15 protein-coding genes are annotated in these 21,049 nt (G+C 34.2%); all 15 read right to left on the reverse strand.

Annotated elements, in window-relative coordinates; genetic code table 11:
• Positions 1-137: 137 nt before the first annotated feature.
• A complete protein-coding gene (locus QLQ96_RS22130) occupies positions 138-659 on the reverse strand; it encodes a DUF3347 domain-containing protein (protein WP_482493285.1) in 522 nt (173 codons plus the stop codon).
• Positions 656-3,091, reverse strand: coding sequence for a zinc-dependent metalloprotease (locus QLQ96_RS22135; protein WP_482493286.1), 2,436 nt, complete (start codon positions 3,089-3,091; stop codon positions 656-658). Before QLQ96_RS22135 ends, QLQ96_RS22130 begins: the two co-directional genes overlap by 4 nt.
• Before the next feature lie 5 nt (positions 3,092-3,096).
• Positions 3,097-4,521 (reverse strand): RagB/SusD family nutrient uptake outer membrane protein, encoded by a 1,425-nt coding sequence (locus QLQ96_RS22140; RefSeq protein WP_482493287.1) that lies wholly within the window; start codon positions 4,519-4,521, stop codon positions 3,097-3,099.
• A gap of 4 nt (positions 4,522-4,525) precedes the next feature.
• Complete coding sequence (locus QLQ96_RS22145) at positions 4,526-8,164, reverse strand: SusC/RagA family TonB-linked outer membrane protein (protein WP_482493288.1); 3,639 nt, start codon at positions 8,162-8,164, stop codon at positions 4,526-4,528.
• Positions 8,165-8,298: 134 nt separating this feature from the next.
• Positions 8,299-9,447 (reverse strand): FecR family protein, encoded by a 1,149-nt coding sequence (locus tag QLQ96_RS22150; RefSeq protein WP_482493289.1) that lies wholly within the window; start codon positions 9,445-9,447, stop codon positions 8,299-8,301.
• Positions 9,448-9,633: 186 nt separating this feature from the next.
• On the reverse strand, positions 9,634-10,203 hold the full coding sequence (locus QLQ96_RS22155) for an RNA polymerase sigma factor (RefSeq protein WP_482493290.1): 570 nt from the start codon (positions 10,201-10,203) through the stop codon (positions 9,634-9,636).
• A 448-nt stretch (positions 10,204-10,651) separates the two neighbouring features.
• Positions 10,652-11,839, reverse strand: a complete 1,188-nt coding sequence (locus QLQ96_RS22160; protein ID WP_482493291.1) for an MFS transporter — start codon at positions 11,837-11,839, stop codon at positions 10,652-10,654.
• Positions 11,840-11,885: 46 nt separating this feature from the next.
• On the reverse strand, positions 11,886-13,106 hold the full coding sequence (locus tag QLQ96_RS22165; protein WP_482493292.1) for a DUF763 domain-containing protein: 1,221 nt from the start codon (positions 13,104-13,106) through the stop codon (positions 11,886-11,888).
• 195 nt (positions 13,107-13,301) lie between these two features.
• Positions 13,302-14,396, reverse strand: coding sequence for an AI-2E family transporter (locus QLQ96_RS22170; protein ID WP_482493293.1), 1,095 nt, complete (start codon positions 14,394-14,396; stop codon positions 13,302-13,304).
• Between the two features lie 89 nt (positions 14,397-14,485).
• Entirely contained in the window at positions 14,486-15,175 is a 690-nt protein-coding gene (locus tag QLQ96_RS22175; RefSeq protein WP_482493294.1) for an ion channel, read from the reverse strand.
• An 81-nt stretch (positions 15,176-15,256) separates the two neighbouring features.
• Positions 15,257-16,825 (reverse strand): efflux MFS transporter permease, encoded by a 1,569-nt coding sequence (locus QLQ96_RS22180; RefSeq protein ID WP_482493295.1) that lies wholly within the window; start codon positions 16,823-16,825, stop codon positions 15,257-15,259.
• A 3-nt stretch (positions 16,826-16,828) separates the two neighbouring features.
• A complete protein-coding gene (locus tag QLQ96_RS22185) occupies positions 16,829-17,893 on the reverse strand; it encodes an HlyD family secretion protein (protein ID WP_482493296.1) in 1,065 nt (354 codons plus the stop codon).
• Positions 17,894-17,904: 11 nt separating this feature from the next.
• Positions 17,905-19,251, reverse strand: coding sequence for a TolC family protein (locus tag QLQ96_RS22190; protein WP_482493297.1), 1,347 nt, complete (start codon positions 19,249-19,251; stop codon positions 17,905-17,907).
• Between the two features lie 290 nt (positions 19,252-19,541).
• Positions 19,542-20,018, reverse strand: a complete 477-nt coding sequence (locus QLQ96_RS22195) for a cupin domain-containing protein (RefSeq protein ID WP_482493298.1) — start codon at positions 20,016-20,018, stop codon at positions 19,542-19,544.
• Positions 20,015-21,013, reverse strand: coding sequence for an NADP-dependent oxidoreductase (locus QLQ96_RS22200; protein WP_482493299.1), 999 nt, complete (start codon positions 21,011-21,013; stop codon positions 20,015-20,017). The genes QLQ96_RS22195 and QLQ96_RS22200 overlap by 4 nt, the downstream gene beginning before the upstream one ends.
• Positions 21,014-21,049: the final 36 nt, after the last annotated feature.

Genomic DNA, 21,049 nt, shown 5'->3' on the forward strand with positions numbered 1-21,049 from the left:
CTTAATTTTTACAGACTTTTTTTTATTTAATCAAACTTTATATTTTCCTTTATTAATAAGTGGTATTTGCCTTAAACAACAAATACGGCTCCCTACAAAGAATACCGCATTTATCAAACTAATTCAAATTAAAAAAACTATAAACTTGCTTTTATTTCACCGCAAGTCAACATATTTTTTGGATAGTATGGATTTTTAATTTCCTTACTGTCACTTGTCCAAACTGCGCCTGTCATTGGGCAAACTTGTAAATATAATGTCTCATCAACAGGTTTGAATTTTGAAGCCTGATCCCAGTATTTTACTGAAAGAGTTTCAAAAATCTTGCGCTGTTTGTTGATGTTTTTTGTTGCTGTTAATGCCGTTGCCAATTCGATAATTTCTTTTCTCGAAGTTGTAGCTGCATTCATATTTTCTAAGCTTAATTTTTTAAACCTAAAGTTTTTTAAAGAACTTTTAAATGCTTCTGCATTTTTCACAACCGCTAAACTATCTGAAGTTAAAAAGCTATTTTTTAAAGCCAAATAACTTTTTGTGATTTCTTTTTTCTCTGCTTCGCGTTTTGCAACTAATTCAGGCGTTACTTCTTCTTTTGAAGTTAGTTGTGCTTGCGCTAAAAAACTAAAGAAAAGGAATGCTATAACTAATAAATTTTTCATGATGTAGGTTTATCTAATTTGGTAATAATTTTATCGATGTCTATTAAAATGCTTTCGTAATGATCTTTATTGATTCCTGTTGCTGAAGCTTTTAATTTTTCAATATCTGTTTTTAATTTTAGAAGATGCTGTTTTGCATACAATTTCACATCACTTCGCTGTGCTGCATTTGCTGCTTTTCCAGGTTCTAATTCTTTCGGTAACAAAAGCATGCCTAATTTTTCGATGTAGCCACGCTGAAAACCTCTTCTGTAAAAATCTTGTTTTTCGTCTCCGCTAAATTTCACCCAAACTGTTTGCTCAACATCGTTCAAAAACTCTGGAACCGTATAAGCTCCTTCAGACTGCATTGATTTAAGGTTAATATTATAAAGCATTCCTGAACTCAATAACATATTTAAAACCTGATTTTGCTGGTCTGAAATTTGATCTTCTCTTTTTAAAGCAATCAAATCATCAATTTCTTGCGGATACATCCAAAGTGGCGAAACAAACAATTGTCTTCCTAAATAATCTATCGCAGCTTTTACTTTTGCTTTAGGAACTGGTTTGTAAACTGCTCCTTTTTCATCGACAGTTCGTTTTGTAACGTAATTGTTTCCGATATTTTTCAGAACGTGATACAAATACAAACCATATTGTCTTACTACTGCTTTGTGCATGTCTGCTAAATTATCGTACGGATCGTTTGGCTGATAGGTCCATTCGATAAGATGAGGCACAACACGCTTTAAGTTTTTAATTCCGTAATCGCTGGCAAGAACTGCATCGTCTCCAAGATCCTCAGATTGACTGCGCGGATCTTCGTCTTTACCTTCTCCTCCAAACCATAATTTCGGATTTGCCGTTAAACTATCAGTCGTTAATTTGGCTAATAATTTTTCTTCTTCAAACTCATCTTTAGTATTTGGATAATATTTGTAACCCCATTCAACAGCCCATTTATCATAACTTCCAATTCTCGGATAAAGACCTTTTGGGCTAATATTATCTTCTGGCTGCGCTACATAATTAAAACGAGCGTAATCCATAATAGAAACCGTATGTCCGTTTTCTTCCACCCATTTTTTGTCACGCAATTTTTCTACTGGAGTTGCACTGCTCGCTCCCATATTATGACGTAAACCAATCGTGTGACCGATTTCGTGAGAAGAAACAAAACGGATTAATTGTCCCATTAATTCATCATCCAAATGCATTTTTCTCGCTCTTGGATCTAAAGGTCCAGCCTGAATCATGTACCATCTTTGAACTAATTTCATCACATTATGATACCATCCAACGTGACTTTCCATAATTTCACCGCTTCTCGGATCGCTAATTCTTGGTCCGTAAGCATTTGGCGTTTCAGAAGCTAAATATCGTACTACCGAATATCTTGCATCTTCCAAACTCATTGTTTTATCGTCTTCTGGCCATTCTTTACCTACAATGGCATTTTTAAAACCTGCCGCTTCAAAAGCTTTCTGCCAATCGTTGATACCTGCAATTAAATAAGGTCTCCATTTTTTTGGAGTTGCAGGATCGATGTAGTAAACAATCTGTTTCTTTGGTTCGACTAATTCACCTTTTAAATATTTTTTAATATCCTTCTCTTTTGGTTCTAAACGATAACGCTGTACAATAAATTTCTTTTGAGCACTCTGTTCATCATCATCAAACAAAACATATTTATTGGCAAAATAACCAACTCTTTCATCAAAGAAACGTTTGCGCATTGGTGTTTTAGGAAGCAATACAATCGATGTGTTCAATCGTAATGTGATACTTCCACTGCTTGCTGTCGAACTTGTATAGGTTTTTGTTGTTTTTGTTTCAATATTAATTGGATACGCATCGATGCTTTCAACAAAAGATTTGTCATCAGCAAGAGAAGTTAATTTTTTTTCCGTTTTCTCCTGACTTCCGATAGAAAACATGGCATTGTCTTTCTTGAAAACATCTGTCACTTCAATAACCACATCTTTGGTATCTGGATTAGTTGTTTTTATTGGAAAAGCAGCCACAATCGGATTTTCGTTACTTCCTTCTAATGCTTTTGCCAGCATCGAATCGGCAGAACGAACATCTTGTCTATATTGCAGAGATCTTAAATAAACCGTATTATTCAAACCTTTTTCAAAATAGATAGTCTGCTCGTTGGCTTTTTCTCCACCAAAAGTTCCAAAACCTTCTGGCGTTGAAAGATACCTCGTTACGACCAGCATGTATCTATTAAATAAACTGTCTGGAATTTGAAAGTAATATTTGGCATCAACTTGGCTAACCGTAAAAAGACCCGATTTGTTTTTAGCTTTATCGGTAATAATTTTATTGTAAGCCTGCATGCCTTTTGGCTGTGCGCTGGTACTATCTGCTTTTTTTTCGGGAGTCTGAGCAAAACCATGCTGCCAAGCCGACAGCATGATTAGGAATATAATTAACTTTTTCATCTAAATTAAAATGGAACTTTTTCGTCTGTGTTTAATGTCAATTTCGGATTTTTCTGTAAAACCGATAAAGGAAACGGAATTATGTATAATCGAGAATTTGGCTGCAAGGTATAAGTTTTTTGAGGAACAGTTTTATTTACAATTGGAAATACTCGTGTAATCGTTTTTGCATATTCAGTTTCAATATTTAATCTTTTAAGATCAAAGAAACGATTAAATCCTAAAAGCAATTCTTTTCTTCTTTCATTAATTACCAATTCCATTGTTTCTTTTCTTGTCGCTGGAACCGTCAAATCAACAGTACCAGAAAGAATACGTTTTGCTCTTAATGTATTTAAAACAGCAACTGCTTCGGCAAACTTATTATCTCTCGCATAACATTCTGCTAGAATTAAATATACTTCTGTTGTTTTCATCCCCACGGTTGGATAAAAAAATCTAGTATATTGCGTACCCCAGTAAGCGGTGCCTGAACCTTGATCTAAGTTTGTTGTGCTTGTTGAGTTGAAAAACAAATTGAAACGTCCATCGTTTATTCCGAATAAAGTTCTTAGTTCTGGACTAATGATATAACTCTGAGCAAAGTTCATTTCGTTATAACCTGTCATGTACATGTAACTCAAAACTTCTACGTTACTTGCCGCCGGAACTGGAACTGCTGTTGGTCCGCCCTGTTTGTTGTAAGCTACTAAATCGAATATTTGATTGTTATAACTTAATGATTTTTCTGCTGCTTCTTGAGCTTTAGCAATTTCACGTTTAAACAAATGCACTTTAGCTTTAAACGCATACGCAAATGCTAATGATGGATGATAAACATCGCTTGGTTTTTCTTTAATGAATGGCAATGCGTCTTCAATATCTCTCTGAATGAAATCATAAACCTGTGCAACAGTAGATTTTGAAGGCTGTGATTCCAGATCAAATTTATCCATTATACAAATTCCCCCATCTGTAGCGGCAGTCTGTGGATCATAAGCTTTTGCATACGTATTTACTAAAAGGAAGTGATCGTAAGCTCTAAAAATTTTAGCTTCAGCTTTCGCTAATTGTTTCACATTTGTATCTCCTTTACTATCATCAACTAATGAAATAATCGTATTCCATCTGTTGATATAACTGTAAGCTTGATTGTAAAAACTTGACCCTGTCAACAACGAAACTCTATCAATACTTTCATCAAAAGTAAAATTAATAATATCGATGTTTGGCGTTCTTCCGATTACATTAGTTTCTCTCATCCATTGGTCGTCTGACAAATATTGAAAGTTATTGATTGGATAACCTCTATTTGGCAGAGACACTAAGTCTAGAAATTGTTCTGGAGTTTCAATTACTAAGGCTCCTTTTGGTGTGATTTCCGTATAATCGTCGCATGATGAAACTGTTAGCATCATCACAGACAGTAATGTTATATATATCTGTTTCATTTTTTTAAAGTGTAAGATTAAAGCCAAATAAATATGTTTTTGGCAATGGTAAACTGCGTACACCAGAATTTGCACTATAAACTTCTGGATCGATACGGTTTCCAGCTGCGCTCCAGTACCAGATATTATTCATCTGGAAAGTGAACTTCGCTGCTGCCATCTTAATTTTATTTGCGAAAGACTTTGGCAAATTATAACCCAAAGAAACGTTTCTCAATTTAATATAATCACCATCAACAACATTTGCAGTTGAATATCGCCATTGGCTGCTCATAGTTCCAGCATAGTTTCTAACACTTTCGTCTAAATCTACATACAAACGAGTATTGCCGTTTCTATTCGTGTTGGTGTAACGATCTGTAATACCAGAAAGATTTACGTTATCAGAACTCATGTCAAGGGTTTCTTTACGCATCACGTTTCCACCAGAGAAAACAAATAAGAAATTCAAATCAAATTGTTTGTACGAAAAACGTTGTGACAATGAACCTGTGTAAGTTGGCATTAATGAACCCACATTTTCTAAAGCAGCTGGATTTGTAATTGTTTTTATGCTTGTTGAAATTGGATTTCCATTTTCATCAAAAGTGATAGACGGATTTCCATTTTCATCCAAAACATAAGGATAACCATTTACCGTTCCGCCATATTTGTAAGCATACATACTATTAAAATAATCGCCTTCTACAAAGTAACTCGTTGGAGAAGAAACATAAACCGAAGCTGTAGATTCTGCTCTTGTTACTTTTTGCACCGTTGTTCTGTTGAAAGCAAAAACGACATTAGAATTGATGCGAAGACTACCATTATTAAACCACTCAGAACCCACAGTAAACTCGATCCCTTTATTTAATAATGCTCCTGCGTTAATTCTTCTTGATAAAGCACCAACAGTAGGATCAAGATCTGTGGTCGCCAATAAATCGCTGCTGTATTTACGGTAAACATCGATCGAACCATTTAATTTGGCTCTGAATAAACTATAGTCCACACCAAAATTTAAACTTTGTGTTTTTTCCCATCTTAACATCGGATTTGGCTGCGAAGTAATATTCGTATATTGTAAAGACTGGTACAAGTTATCGTTTCTTCGAGTTGCAGTAATATAAGGCGTTGTGCTTTGATCTACATTTCCATTGATACCGTAAGTTGATCTTAATTTCAGCATACTCACCCATTTCACTGGTTTCATAAATTCTTCATTACTAATGTTCCATCCTAAACCTGCAGACCATAATGGGCGGTTTTTATACTTCGGATCAACACCAAATAAATCGGCTTTATCTACACGGTAACTTCCTGTAATGTTATATTTAGATAAATAAGTATAACTCGCCGTACTAAAAATAGAAAAGTAACGGTGCAAAACTTCTGTCTGTGATCTTCCCAAAGCAGCCAGTGTACGGTTATTTCCATATATATAACTAGAAACTCCAGTTTGACTTAATGCAAGATTGTTTAATACCGCAGAACTTAGAGTTACCGGATCATAACCATATCGCACCTGTTCGATAGTTCTTGGAACATAAGTCTCACGCATTTCTGTACCTACCAAAGCATTAACAGAATGTTTGCCATCTGCAAATTCTTGATTAAAATCTAATTGATTTCTGAAAGAATAATTACTTGCCTGAGAACTATTTTGCTCATATCGTCCTCCTGTAGAAAAACCATCAACGTATGTGTAGGTATTTGTAGTCGGATTGTATCCTGTCAATGCATTAATCGCATAACGCATTCTATACGAATTAACGTCAAGATACTGTTCGCTATCGTTTTTTCTTACTTCGTACTGAAATTGTGTATTAAAACTTAACCCTTTATATAGTTTTGCTTTTATGTTAGCAAAAGTTCTTAAGCTTAATGAATTTCGTTCTTCAATACCTTCTTTAAGTGCATCTAAAACATTAAAATTTAAAGATTTGAATCCTGTTAAACCTGCTAATTTATCAACCATTGCTGGATTTATAGCGCCACTAGAAGTAAAGCCATCTTTAATTGCTACACCTGTTGATTGCACCAAATTTCCGTTATCGTCGGTAATACGCTCGTATCGTTTTTGAATATCGTAATTGCCAAGATCATATTCGGTCGCTTCATCATTACTATAAGTTCCATTTACTCCAAATGTAGCATTTAGCCAGTTGTTTACCTGAAAACTACTTTTTGCATAAAGGTTAAACGAACGTCCTTTATTGTATTTTACACGAGCTTGCGATTCATCATAATTAAGCGAAACATACGTATTCTGCTTGCTTGTGCTTCCCGAAAAAGCAACATTATAACGCTGTCTTAATTCATTTTGCCAAACATTATCACGATAATCTTTATTGTAATCGTTCTTTCTCCATTGTGAAAGGGTCGCGTCGTAAGTAGCATTATCGATTTTTCCCTCTTCCAGATTTCTGTTTAACTGGTAAAGCGGACTGTAGTATTTTGTATTGCTGTTTCCAATATCTCCATAACTGCTAAACATTGTTGCAGTATCTGCAAATCTGGCTCTTTCTCTATTATAAACTGCTTGTTCAAAGTCAATCAAATCGCTTGTTGAAGCATAGTTCATATCTCTCAAATTTGGTTTTGATGAAATAAAGAAATCTGAGTTTATGGTCACTTTTAATTTACCATTTCCTTTTTTTGTAGTTAAAACAATGATACCATTTGCAGCTCTCGAACCATAAATAGACGCTGCTGCTGCATCTTTTAGAACGTCAACGCTTTCAATATCATACGGATTAATTTCATCCAAAGTCAATTCACTTGGAAGACCATCAATTACAATAAGCGGACTGTAGCCCACATTATCGGAAAAAGTACCGATACCTCTCAAAATAGGCGTATCAGATCCAAGTCCGTTTGGATTTTTCTGAAACATCAAACCCGCAACACGTCCTTCTATTGCGCCTGATAAGTTAGAATTGATATTTTCGTTTAATACTTTTTCATCAACTTTAGAAATTGCTCCTGTAAAATTACTTCTTGCAATTGTCTGATAACCCGTTACCACAACTTCTTTCATTGCAGCCACTTTATCTTCAGCAACAAGGGTAAAATCTGTTCGCCCTCCAATACCAAAAGATTTATTTTCTATCGTTAATCCAGATAATTCAAGAACAGCATTTGGTGAAATTTTATCAAAAGAAAAACTACCATCAAAGTCGGTTATACTCGTTCTGTTAGTTCCTCCAATAGTAACAGTTACCCCCGGAAACGATTCATTTTTATTATTTACTACCTTTCCTTTGATATCGATTAATCCGTTTCCCACGCTCTCGTTTTTTTCTTTTGGAGCAGTAACAACAATCGTTTGGTTAGTAAGCGTATATTTTATGCTCTGATTTTTAAAAACTTGGCTTAAAGTTTCGTTCAAAGTCGCATTCTTAACAGAAATACTAACAGGTTTTGAATCTTTAAGCAGTTTCTGTGTATAAAGCACTTCGTAATTGGCTTGTTTTGCCACTTCTTTCAAAACTTTTTCAAGAGGTGCATCTTTAAAATTTATGGTGATGCTCTGCGCTTGCCCAGTAAAACTGCACAATAGCATAAACACGCCTATTATCAATAGATTAGCCGAAAAAGAAACTCTAGGAATCTTTTTTTTAAGTTTTTTGTAAGGTTTTTTTGGTTGTAAATTTAATTTCATACATTTACATTGGTTATAGTTAAACAATAGTGGACAACTTATATTGGCTATAAACTTTTAAACAAACCGGAAGCATCGCAACTGCCTCTGGTTTTTTAGTTTATAGACTCAATATAATCGGTTAAATAAAGATCTTACGGATAGACAATAATCGTTTTTCCTTCAATCTTAAATTTTATATTACTTAGCTCAAGCACTTTTAATACTTCAGACAAATTTTTATTTCTAAATGTACCTCCGTTAAATCTAACGTCTGAGGCATCACCGCGGTATTCTACTTTAATTCCGTACCAGCGTTCCAATTGCTTCATTACTGATTTCAAATCGGCATTATCAAATTTAAATCGGCCGTTTTTCCAAGCAATTGCTGCTTCGGTATCGACTTCTTTAACTGCAATTTTATTAGAACTTTCAGACACATTTGATTGTTGTCCTGGTTTTAAAATTGCTTTTTGATTTTTAGAAGAAACCGCAACACTTCCTTCTAATAATGTCGTTTTTACAGCAGATTCATTATTGTACGCATGAACATTAAAATGCGTCCCTAAAACTTCAATTGTTTGATTGTCTGATTTTACTAAGAAAGGCTTGTTTTTATTTTTAGCAACTTCAAAGTAAGCTTCTCCTTCTAACTCAACAATTCTTTCATTACCATTAAACTGAGTTGGATATTTGATAGACGAAACAGCATTCAAGAATACTTTTGTACCATCTGCCAAAACAATATTATATTGTCCGCCAGTTGGAGTTGAAAGTGTATTGAATGAATTCTCATCTTCTTTTGAAGTTTCAGCATTTGGATTTATGACATAAGTAATCACTCCGTTGGCATCCATTTTAATAGTTACCTCATCTTGATCTTCTTTAGCAATAATATCTTTTGAAGAAATATCTGAAAGTATAATTTGCTTTCCGTTTGAAAGAGTCAAAATTCCTCTGTTTCCGCCTGGAGCAATTTCCTTCGGTTTTTCAACAACTTGAATACTTTCTTGTTTTACAACCGATTCCGATTTTGTAAAATAGAATAATCCTGCACCAAATAACAAAGCAATTGATGCCGCAGCCGCAACACGCGGCCAAAGATTAATTACGTGAGTTTGCTTCACTAATGGAAGTCTAGATTTCAAATGTTCGTAACTATCTGCTAGTTCGTATTCGCTAAGCTGCCTCTTACTATTTGAAGCTTTATGCAAATACCAAGCATCGAGTTTATCTTTATCTTCATGAGATAAAGTGTCATTTTGATGTCTTTTAAGCAGTTCTAGAAATTCAGTTTCATTCATAATTACAACACGAAATTTTGTCTTGTTTTATTATAAGACAGTTAGAAATGGGTTTTGTCATAGATGAAAATCAAAAAAATATTAATTTATTATTAATAAATTCGCCGAAACATTAGTTTCTCTTTATTAATGAGGCTTTTATGAGTAGGTTTTATTTTAAAATTTAACAAAAAGAACAAGAAAAATTTACCAGATAAAAACATTCAACGCCGATTTTAGTTTTCCGCGGAGAATTTTTAGCGAATTATAAACTTGCTGTTTCGCTGTTTTGTCTGTTATATTTAATTGTATTGCGATTTCGTCGTATGAAAGTTCTTCTACTTTTCTCAAAAGAAAAACTTCACGCATTTTTTCAGGAAGTAAAGCAATTTCGTTTTCAATGATTTTCTCTAATTCTTTTTCTCGAAGTTTAGAGTCTGCAAAAACATAATCATTTTCAATAAAGTTTGAAATAGAATCGGCATAACGCGAAACCACTTTTTCGTGAGCGATATGATTTAAGATTCTGTTTTTGGTTGCTTTGTATAAATAAGAAGAAAGAGATCCCGTAATTTCCAGCTCCTGACGTTTGTTCCAGATAAACAAAAATACTTCTTGAACAACATCATTGGCTTCATCATGATTGCCAATCATTTTGTATGCATGATTTACTAAAAGTCTCGAGTACCTTTCAAAGATTTCTGTATAGGCCAATTGATCATCTTCCTTAAGGAGATTTAATAAGATATGATCAGCATATTTGCTATAAACAGACATTAATTAATAAAAAGTGAGGATCAAAAACGCAATATTAAACAATTTTAATGTTAAAAGCCAAAAGATTATTAAGTTAAAAAAAGCGCAAAGGATTTCGTAGACATTTTTGAAGAAAATTCAATATGATTAATCTTAATAATATTGAAAAGCAGCACTCTAGTCTTAAAAAAGCTATTTTGATTTTCAAAAGTTTGATTTAATTCGAAAAAAAAAAAAGCCTGTAAAAATAAATTTACAGGCTTGAAAAAAAATATTTTACCAGTTAGTGAAATTAAGAAGGTTAATTTTAACACATAGAAACATAGTTTTTACTTCTCTAAAAAGAGTTACAAAGAGAAAGTCTTTCTCTCACATAGCCACACTATGTGTATTTTAATTAGTGAAACGCCTTTTAAGTTTACAAAAAGCTATGTTTCTATGTGTTAGAACAATTTCTCACTACAAATTCTTAACTAAGACTTCCTCGATTTCTCTTCGCAATTTTCCCCCAATATAAAAGATATGCAATCCCTAAAACGAGAATCAGAATATCAAATTTCATAATCTGCGGAATACGCATAATTTGATCGCTGTAATAACTACCTCCTAAAAGTGCTCCAGAACCAATTCCGAGTTCCATCGAAATATACATGGTTGCAACCGCTTTTCCTCTGTGGTCAGGATTGCTCAAATCGATTGTCCAAGCGCTAATTGCGGGAGATAAAATCCCTGTACCAATTCCATAAATTGCAGCTCCAACCAATAACATCTGAACATCTCTTCCTTCGCTAATTACAAAAAGTGCAGAAGCCATTATGATTAATCCAGCCAGTATCACTTTTGGTCGGCCGTGTCTATCTGAAACTTTTCCCGCTGCAAAACGAACCATAACCGAAGCTACCGTAAAAGCAGTAAAAAATATCCCTTTATTGGTTGCTCCAACATGCTCGCTCCAATCTGGAATTAAAGTCAAAATAATCCCAAATGCGGTGTACGAAAGGAACGTGATAATTCCTGCCGGAAACACATTTCGATCTACAATATCTTTTCGTCCAATAATAAACATCGAACGGTTCAGTTTTTCTTTTGTAGCAAGAGTTTCTTTCATATTCAATACAATAATAATAGAGAAAAATGCAAGAAACGAAGAGCAATAAAACATGACATTAATTCCGTACAAGTTTACAATCATACTTCCTAATGCTGGGCCAAGTGCGCCACCAATGCCAAAACACAATCCGTGCATTCCAAGTGCTTCTCCCCATCGGTGCTGCGGAATAATATCTGCCACATAAGCCGATGTTGATGTAGGTTTAAATCCAGTTGAAAAACCATGAACCAAACGCAACAATAAAAACCCAGAGACAGAACTCAAGATTGGATAAAGAAATCCGCATACGACACAAACCGAAGATCCGATTGCCATAACAGGAACTCGTCCCCATTTGTCGGTTAACTTACCGCTAAAAGGGCGCGAAATCGCTGCCGTCAAAGTAAATAATGAAATAATAAGTCCTTTATATTCTGCTCCTCCTAAACTGGTCAAATAGTTTGGAAGCTCAGGAATCATCATATTAAAACTTGATGAAAACAGTAAAGAACTCAAGCAAAGCAAAATGAATTGTAAAGTATAGATTGATTTTTCTTTTTGTGGCATTCTTGGATTTTTAAATAACTAAAGGCTGATAAGAAATTATGCTTTTTTAAAATAATTCCAGCTGATTACTTGGGTTTATAGGTTTCTTTTTAGGAGGTTTTGCCTCTCCAAAAATGGTTCTTCCGCCATATAAATGAGATTGTTCTCTTTCTCTCTGAACTAATGCATCAAAATTAGAATTTGGAGTAAAACTTTCTTCTGCTTTCCGCGAAATTTCAGATAATTTTTGAATGGCACTCAACTTATCACTGTTCCCAATTTTAGCCCGATTAATAGCCCTTTGAAGCGTGTCGATTGTTTCATCATAAATTTTTACTGGAACAGGAAACGGATGTCCGTCTTTTCCGCCATGAGCAAAAGAAAAACGAGCCGGATCTTCAAATCGAGTTGGTGTTCCGTAAATTATTTCGCTCACTAAAGCTAAAGATTGCAAAGCTCTTGGTCCCATTCCTTTTAAAAGCAGCAATTCTTCAAAATCTTCTGGTTTATTTTCGTGCGTAGTCCAAAGCATTGCGCCTAGTCGTTTCATATTCACATCTTCCATTCTCACATCGTGATGCGCGGGCATAGAAAGATGCTGCATTTCTTTTATGATTTTAACGGGCGATTCTTTTACCAATTCTAAAATTCCTTCACGAGATTTTGTTGCGGCGTTCGCAGTAAGATTTAAAATAGAACCTTGATTTTCGCCATAAATAAAAGTATGTGGTTCGTTTATAAAAGATTTCAAATCTTGTGAATGCCAATGGTATCTTCTAGCAGTTCGAGAATCTGGATTCATTCCTTGCTGAATAACAGCCCATTGCCCTTTATTATCAACAATAAAATTATGCTGATACAATTGAAATCCGTCCTGAATGGCGGTGTTGTCTACTTTGGCGGTAAGTCGGCTACAGTTGGCGAGATTATTTCCGTCAAGACCTGTCTTTTCACCAACAAATAAAAGTTCTTGAGGTGTTGCCATAGAATGCTTTCCTTTGCCTCCACAAATATAAATTCCGAGTTCTTTTGAATGCGGATTAACTGATTTCTTCAATGCTCCAAGCACCGAAGTTGTGATTCCAGAAGAATGCCAATCCATTCCCATAACGGCTCCAAAACTCTGAAACCAAAACGGATTGCTCAATTTGCTTATAACTTCAGCAGTCGAAAATTCCATTGCAATAGTTTCAACAATAGCAAAACCAAGCTTTGACATTCGTTCAGCAAGCCACATTGGAACATGTCCATAATGTAAAGGAAGATCTGCCGTGCCTGAACGTTTCATCTTTGAATAATTATAATCCTGCAAAAATACTTCTTTTAATTGTTAATTCAATTGTAAAAAGTGAGATGTGAAAAATGTGAAATGTTAGATGTGAATTGTTTCAAGTGTAAAAAGTAAAAATGTGAAAAGTAAAAAATACTCACATTTTACTTTTCACATTTTTACTTTTCACATTTTACATCTAACAATTCACAATTAACTAATTTCAATATCTTCTGCAGGTTCTTCAATTGGTTCCGCATTGTCGTCTAGCCACGCGACAAACAGTTTGTAACCTATTGAAAACACAATTGGTCCAACAAACAATCCGATGAAACCTGACATGATAAAACCTCCAATTACACCTAGAAAAATCACAAGCATTGGTACAAGCGCACCTTTTCCTAATAACAACGGTTTTAAAACATTATCTGATAATCCGCTGATGATGAAAAATATAGTCCAAAAAATGGCATAACCAGAATCTCCTGTTGAGAAAAGATAAATGATAACTCCGATATTAATTATAATTGGTCCAATTTGTAAAATTGAAAATATCAAGCAGATCAAAGTCAAAATTCCAGCATACGGAATATCTGCCCAAAACAATCCAATTGCCTGAATAATGGTCTGAATAACCGCAACACCCAAAATTCCTTTTACTACCTGATAAATGGTAGAAACCGAAATTATCATAATTTCTTCAGCTTCATTTCCTGCAATTTTTTTAAGGAATTTCATAAAGAAAACTTTTGAACTTGGCGATACTAATAAAATTCCCGCAATAATAATAGATAGAATAAACTGTAGAAATGCAGCACCAGAACTCAAAATACTCGCCATTATTTTAGAAGTCAATTCTCTTATCTGATCTTGGTATTTCACAACGCCTTGTTCCAAATCTGTTGACATCGAAAGCAAAAACTCATAAAGCGGCTTCCCAATTATCGGCCATTCTTTTATAGAAGGTCCTGGTGGCGAAACTTTTAGTGTTCCTGCTTCAAAACTATCTTTTAGTTCTAAGAAATTACCCGTTGCCGCTTTCAAAAAATAAATCAAAGGCACTAACATTATGGCAATAATCAAAATAGTAATGATAACCGAAGCCAATCCTTTTCGACCTTTCAATATTTTTTGCAATGAATTAAATAAAGGATAAAATACCACCGACAGGATTACCGCCCAAAGAATTGGCATAAAAAAAGGCAACAGCAATTTAAGGCAAAATCCAACAATCAGGAAAATGAAAAATAACTGCAAAATAGTTTCAAAGAGTTCTTTTCTTTTATTCGAATTAGGTGTTGTTTTCATGGTTATGATTTTTAATAATGGTGAATTGTTAATTATCAAAGTTTACGTTATATTTTCTGTCTTTCTTCTTTCTTCTAGCATCTTTCATTTCACTTCTTCCCAGCCCCAAAATTCGCATCTGAAACCAATCTTCCAATCAAGATCACAGGATACAAAACGCCTGTCAAAACTTCAATCTGGACGAGCGAGCGAGCCAAAGGATGCAAAGGCACGATTTCTCCATAACCTGTCGAAGTCATCGTGATATAACTGAAATAAAGGAAACTAGCTTGATCGCTATTACTTGCAAATTTTGACTCCGCTATTTGAAAAGAACCTTCAATATGTTCGAAAAGAAATAAATAAAGCGTCGACAAAAAGTGAACCAATAGCATGTAAACCACAATTGATCCAATGATGCGATACGTTGTTACAGGACCTGGTTCTAAAACTTTTACCAAAACCAAAGTGATCAAAAGAAGCATAATAGCAACCGAAAAAACAAGATCGGCAAATAGTATAATTACGTTATGGTTTAAATAATTGATCCATTGAATAATAAGAAACAGAATCGGAATTATGGAAAGACTAATAGCTTGTTTTTTATGTTTGGACAATGCTACAATTCCTGCAAAGAGAAACAGCATCCAAAATATATTAACAGCCACCATAAAATGAGATTTACCTCCAAAGAACGGAATAGCAATAAAATGCATAATACACAGCAATATCAGCATCCCACTAAGTCCCTTTTCTCGAGTCCAAAAACGATATAAAAACCGATCTTTTTTTGCTATCATAATAAAATCAAAATGATTAATTAACTTCTTTAGAGTCTTTCTTCTTGCCTCTTTCATCTTTCTAGTCTAGCCTCTTCACCCTCAAATCGGTATCGGCTCAACTTCTACTCTTCCAATTGGTCTTCGCCAAAGATTAAAAAGCAGAATAATGAAAATGGGCAGAAAACAAATTGCCGACATGACGAGATAAATATCTTTGTAAGCCAATAAAATAGAAGCTTCTGAAGTTTGGTTAGAAAGGCTTTTTTCTGCTTTTTTCTGAGCCTCGGCATCTGACAATCCCATGAATAAAAATTTCTTTTTTGAATTTTCCAGCTGATTTTCGGCTTGTTTGTTTATCGCACTCAATTGCTGACTTAAACCCGTTTTATGCTGCACATTCATATTCGAAATAAAAGTGCCTAAAACAGCTCCTCCCAATAAAGAAGCAAAAACCGCCTGAGCAATAATTCCAGTCATCATACGCGAAGTGCTTAATTGCGGCGGAACTCCTTCTGAAATATAAAGCAGCGAAACAGGAAAAATAAATCCCATTCCTAATCCTTTAAAAATTAAGGGCAGATAAAAATCGGAAGCATCAATTCCGGGATAGAATCTGTAAAAAAGCGTTATATGATAGATGCCGTAACAGGCAAAACCAATCACCCAAATCGTTGCCAGATAAATTCGTTTATACAAAAGATAAGTTGAAAGCGGAATCGAAATACATAATCCGATCAATAATGAAAGATGCGTAACTGCTCCCAGAACAGAATCAAATCCGAGAACATTGGTCATATAACCTGTTACGACACTTCCAGTTCCGTTCATTAAACCGATATAAAACATTAAAAATGTACCTGCAATGACATTTTTAAATTTATAAACGTCAGGATTAATTAATGGTTCTTCCGTAAAACGAACATGAAGCAGATAAATTCCTGCCATAATAAATAAAAATGCAAAAGCAAGAGTTATTTTAGAATCGCTGAACCAATTTCTTGTTTGTCCTTCGGCACATAAAAAGAGAATAATCATAAAAAATAAAATCATGATAATCCAACCTCTCCAATCAAATTGAAATTTGGTTTTAAGAGGCGCAACATCGGCTCTGTAAAAATACCAAGCCAAAATAATGCAGATTAAAAAATTGACATTCAAGAAATAAACGCCAAATGTCCAGTTATGAAAACTCACAAAATTCGCTCCTAAATATTGATACAAATGCTGACTTCCTTTTTGTATAAATTGAAAAATGCCATACATCAAAGCCATATTTAACGCCGGATTGTATTTCAATAAAATAGGAACCATCGAAGCAAATATTCCGATGATCGAAACTATTGCCAAAAGAGAACGACATAAAACAAACCACGCAATAGTCGGCGCAAACAATGAAGCGGTATTAAACAAAAGCGATAAAAATGAAACCGATAAAATCATTGTTCGAACTTTGATTTGTTTTCCTAATTTTAATCCTAAAGGCAAAAAAGCGAGCATGGTAAAAATGGGAATGTAAACCGCATAACTAAAAGCAGTTGTAGAAGGTCCAAAATGTCCTAATATCTGCGAATTATCATAAGTCGTAACATTCAATCCGTTAAAAAAAGGAATCGTCAGAATGTATAATCCTGTCAGTGTAAAAAGGCTCCTTTTTTTTCCTGCAAACATCTTTTACTTTTTTACTTCAACCGTTACATTCATTCCTGGTCTTATTTCCTGAAGCTCTTTTGACGGAGTTTCAAATTCAATTTTAACTGGAATTCGTTGCGTTATTTTTACAAAATTTCCTGTTGAATTATCTGGTTCCACCATTGAGAATTTGGCTCCTGTTGCTGGTGAAAAACCTGCTACTTTTCCTTTAAATTCTTTTCCGTTCAAAGCATCAATCGTAATGGTAACTTCTTGACCCTGTTTTATTTTTTCAATTTGAGTTTCTTTAAAATTGGCTGAAATCCATAATTTTTCCGTCAGCACCATTGTGGCAATAGTTTGATTGGCATTGATTAATTCGCCAATAGATAGATTTCGCTCTCCAATAAAACCATCCGCTGGCGCCATAATTGCCGTATAAGACAATTGCAATTTTGCTGCATCCAAATCTGCTTTTTTTCTGGCAACGGTTGCAGTGGCTGCTTCCAGATTAATCGAACTCTGTTTGGTAATCGAACCGCTTGCTTCCAAACCCTTTTTTCCTGCCTTAACATAAGCTTCTTCCGATTTTAATTTGGAAATAACCTGATCGTACTGATTTCGCGTAACCGCCGAATCTGCAAACATATTCTTGAAACGCTGATAATCTTTTTGAGCCTTTTCTAAACTTGCTAAATCTCCTGCTAGTTTCTCTTTTCCCGAGGCTTGATTGGAAACTGAAGTTGTTATATTTTGCTGTAGCGAATGCAAATTTCCTTCGGCTATAGCCAAATCTGCTTCTGCTTGTTTGACTTTTATGATATATTCTTCATCGTCTAAAACAACCAATGTATCACCCTTTTTCACTTGTTGATTGGATTCAAATTTTATTTCTTTTATGTGTCCGGTTGCGCGCGCTGCAATGTTGTTTATGTAAGCTTCGACTTGAGCGTTATTTGTAGTTTCATAAGAGCTGAAATCAAAGAATAAACTTAAAATCCACAATCCTCCTGCGATTAAAAAAACAAAAGACAGAATGGTGAAAACTCTGTTTCTCCTTTTTTCGCTTTTCTGAATTGCTGTATTTTGTGTATCTACTTCGCTCATAACAAGATATATTAAAGTTTGCCCATCGCGTATTGAAGTGAGTAATATTGAATAATCAAATCTAAATTGGCGTTTACGAGTGAAATTCTAGAATTATTTAGTTGTAATTCGGCATCGACAATTTCACTGATTAAAGCAAAATCGTTTTCATAACGGCTTTTTACAATTTTATAATTGCTCATTGAAAGTTCTACATCTTTTTTGTAGGTTTTGATATTTTCCTTGCTTTCCGCATATCTGACAAAGGCATTTTTCACTTCTGTAGAAATCTGATCTTTAGTAACTTCTAAGGCAATATTACTTTTATCAATTTCTAATTTGTCTCCGCTTATGCGATGTTTCAGATTATAGAAACTAGAAATATCCCAGTTTAAAGAAAGTCCTGCCGCCCAATAATTCAGTACATTCACATAATTAGGCCATTGCGCTGGATATTCTGTATTGAGGATAAGATTTGCATTTAAGTTCGGTTTGAATCCGCTTTTGGTTAAACTCAATGAAGATTCTGATAATTTGATTTTTACAGCTGCGCGTTTGATCTCTTCTCTGTTCTGAAAAGCTTCTTCTAAACTTTGCTGCAGATTCATGTTTTCTGTCGGAATCATACTTTCTGCGACTTCTGGTTTCAGAATAGTATTTGTCGGAAAACCGATTAAGATATCCAAATAATTACTGATCAATTCAATCGTATTGGTACTTCTAAAAACCGAAACTTTAAAATTAGATTGCTGTAATTCGGTTCTTAAAAGATCACTCGTCAAATTCTGACCATTTTTTACACGAGATTTTAATTGATTGATTCGAATATCGGTATTAATGATATTTTGTTTCGTTACTTCAATTTGGCGATATAGTTTTTCGAGCGTGAAATATTGTTCCGTAATCGCGTTTTTAACATCAGCTTCTGTCATTTTCACTGCAGATTGCTGCATTTCGGTAATTAATTCCTGCTGATTAATTCTGGTATTTATGGCGTTTCCAGCGTAAATAGGCAATGACGAAATAATATTGGCAAACGCCTGATGGTTGTAATAATTGACGGTAATTTGGTTTTCATAAAATCCTTCATACAGTTTTGGATCTCCAATATAATTGTAACCTCCGTTTAAACCGATCCTTGGCATTTTGGCAATTTTAGCCTGGCCGACATTTTCATTGGCAATTGCCAAATCAGCATTTGCCAGTTTTAGTTGCCGGTTATTTTTAATTCCTAATAAAATTGCTTCGTCGAGCCTTATTTTTTTTGCAGATGCAAGACTGACCGTATCTTGCTGTGCAAAACTTAAGTTACAGCTGCAGCACAATAAAACTAGAGTCAAATGTTTTAAATTTAAAACTCTAAATTGCCAATAACTCATTCGATTATATTGATTTAGTTTTGCTTTTTTTGGGAATTTGTAATCAATATTATTTAGCAAACTTTCTGTAGAGGCTTTGAAATTCTTTTTAAGGCAGTTATTTTCGAATTAAATTTAAAACTTTAATAATCAAAACTTTAAATATAAATAATCAAAATGGTTTCATATTATAAAATGAAACCATTTTGAGGTATTTTTGAGCCTATGCTAAAACAAAAAAATCGCATCAATCAATTTCTGATCGATACGATTTACAAATAAATCAAAATGTAATTATTGGCGTATAACTTTTATTTTTCAGCTTTAGACGCATCCAGCAAAACAGCCAATTGAATGCATGGCGAATCAGATCGATTGCTCCAAGCATGATTAGTTCCACGTTGAATAACAATATCTCCAGCTTTCAACAAGGTTTCTTCTTCATCAACAATTAGATAAATTTCACCCGAAATAATAATGATATAATCTAAAGTATCCGTCTGATGCATTAAAGGATGCGGCTCTCCTTCTTTGGCTATCACACCCAAATCTTTATCGGGCGGAATCTGGACATAACGAAAATAACTTCCATTTTTTGGCGTGTTCGGAAAAGCAGTATTCTTAATAACTTTTTCTTCAAATTTTGCAGGTGTCGAATCTGTTGACCAAATATCTGAAATGATTAGTCCCGGAAAATGTTCTGAGACATTTGTAACAATTTCATCTTGTTCTATAATTGATTTTCCATTTCGTAAACCTGTTACGATTCTTCTTGGTATTGTTTTCATTCTTTATTGATCTTCATTATTAATTTTCTGCCGCTTGTTTTATTTTCTTTTAGAATTGAAAGCGCTTTCTCAACAGTTTCTTTGTTCAATTCACCAACTATAGAAATACTGGGCGGACTAATTATTTCATTTTCTATTATATGGCTTAGTTCTGTTAATCCATTTTTATAATAATTATATTGTTTTTCAATTCCGTATGCATAATTTGAAATATTGTAAATTGAAGTTCCTCTTGAAAAAAGAATTCCGCGGGATTCTGGAGTCGAAAAATTGGTAACATCAATATAAATTCCGTTTATTTTTAGGAGTTTTGCGGCAATTTCAGCGACATTATTTCCTACTAAATCTACAGCAATATCAAATTTTTTATTTTCGTTTAAAGAAAGAGCCCTTTCGTAAATATCTTCTTTTTTATAATTAATGATTTGTTTTGCTTTAACTCCAAGATCAACCAAAGAAGCGATACTTTCTTCATTTCCTGCGGTAACTACAAAATTGGAAAAACCTTTCGCGACAAGCAGTTTGATAAAAATATTTCCTACTCCTCCAGCCGCTCCTGTAATCAATATCGAATCAGTCAAAGAAGCATTCATTCGTTTAAAAGCCTGCAAAGCGGTAAGTCCCGCTGATGGAATTCCTGCCGCTTGTTCAAAAGAAATATTCTGAGGTTTGTTGACTGCAATTCCTTCTGGAACACAAATATATTCAGCATAAGTTCCGTTTGACCCCATACTTCCTGATCCGCAAAACACAGCGTCGCCAATTTTAAACTCAGTTACTTCACTTCCAATTGCCGTAATTATCCCCGAAAATTCACGTCCTAGAATTGGCGAATGAATCAACTTTCTTTCTGAGCCGTTTTCGGTCATTTGATAATCAATCGGATTAAAACCTGAAGCCATAATTTTTACCTGAATCTGATTTGATTCAGGTTGCGGAATTTCAACTGTTTCCAGCCTAAATTCACGATTTTCCTGTAATACTATTGCTTTCATTTTTATCAGTTTAGTTTACAAAAGTATCGCCGTAAT

The sequence above is a fragment of the Flavobacterium sp. B167r genome (assembly GCF_056824315.1).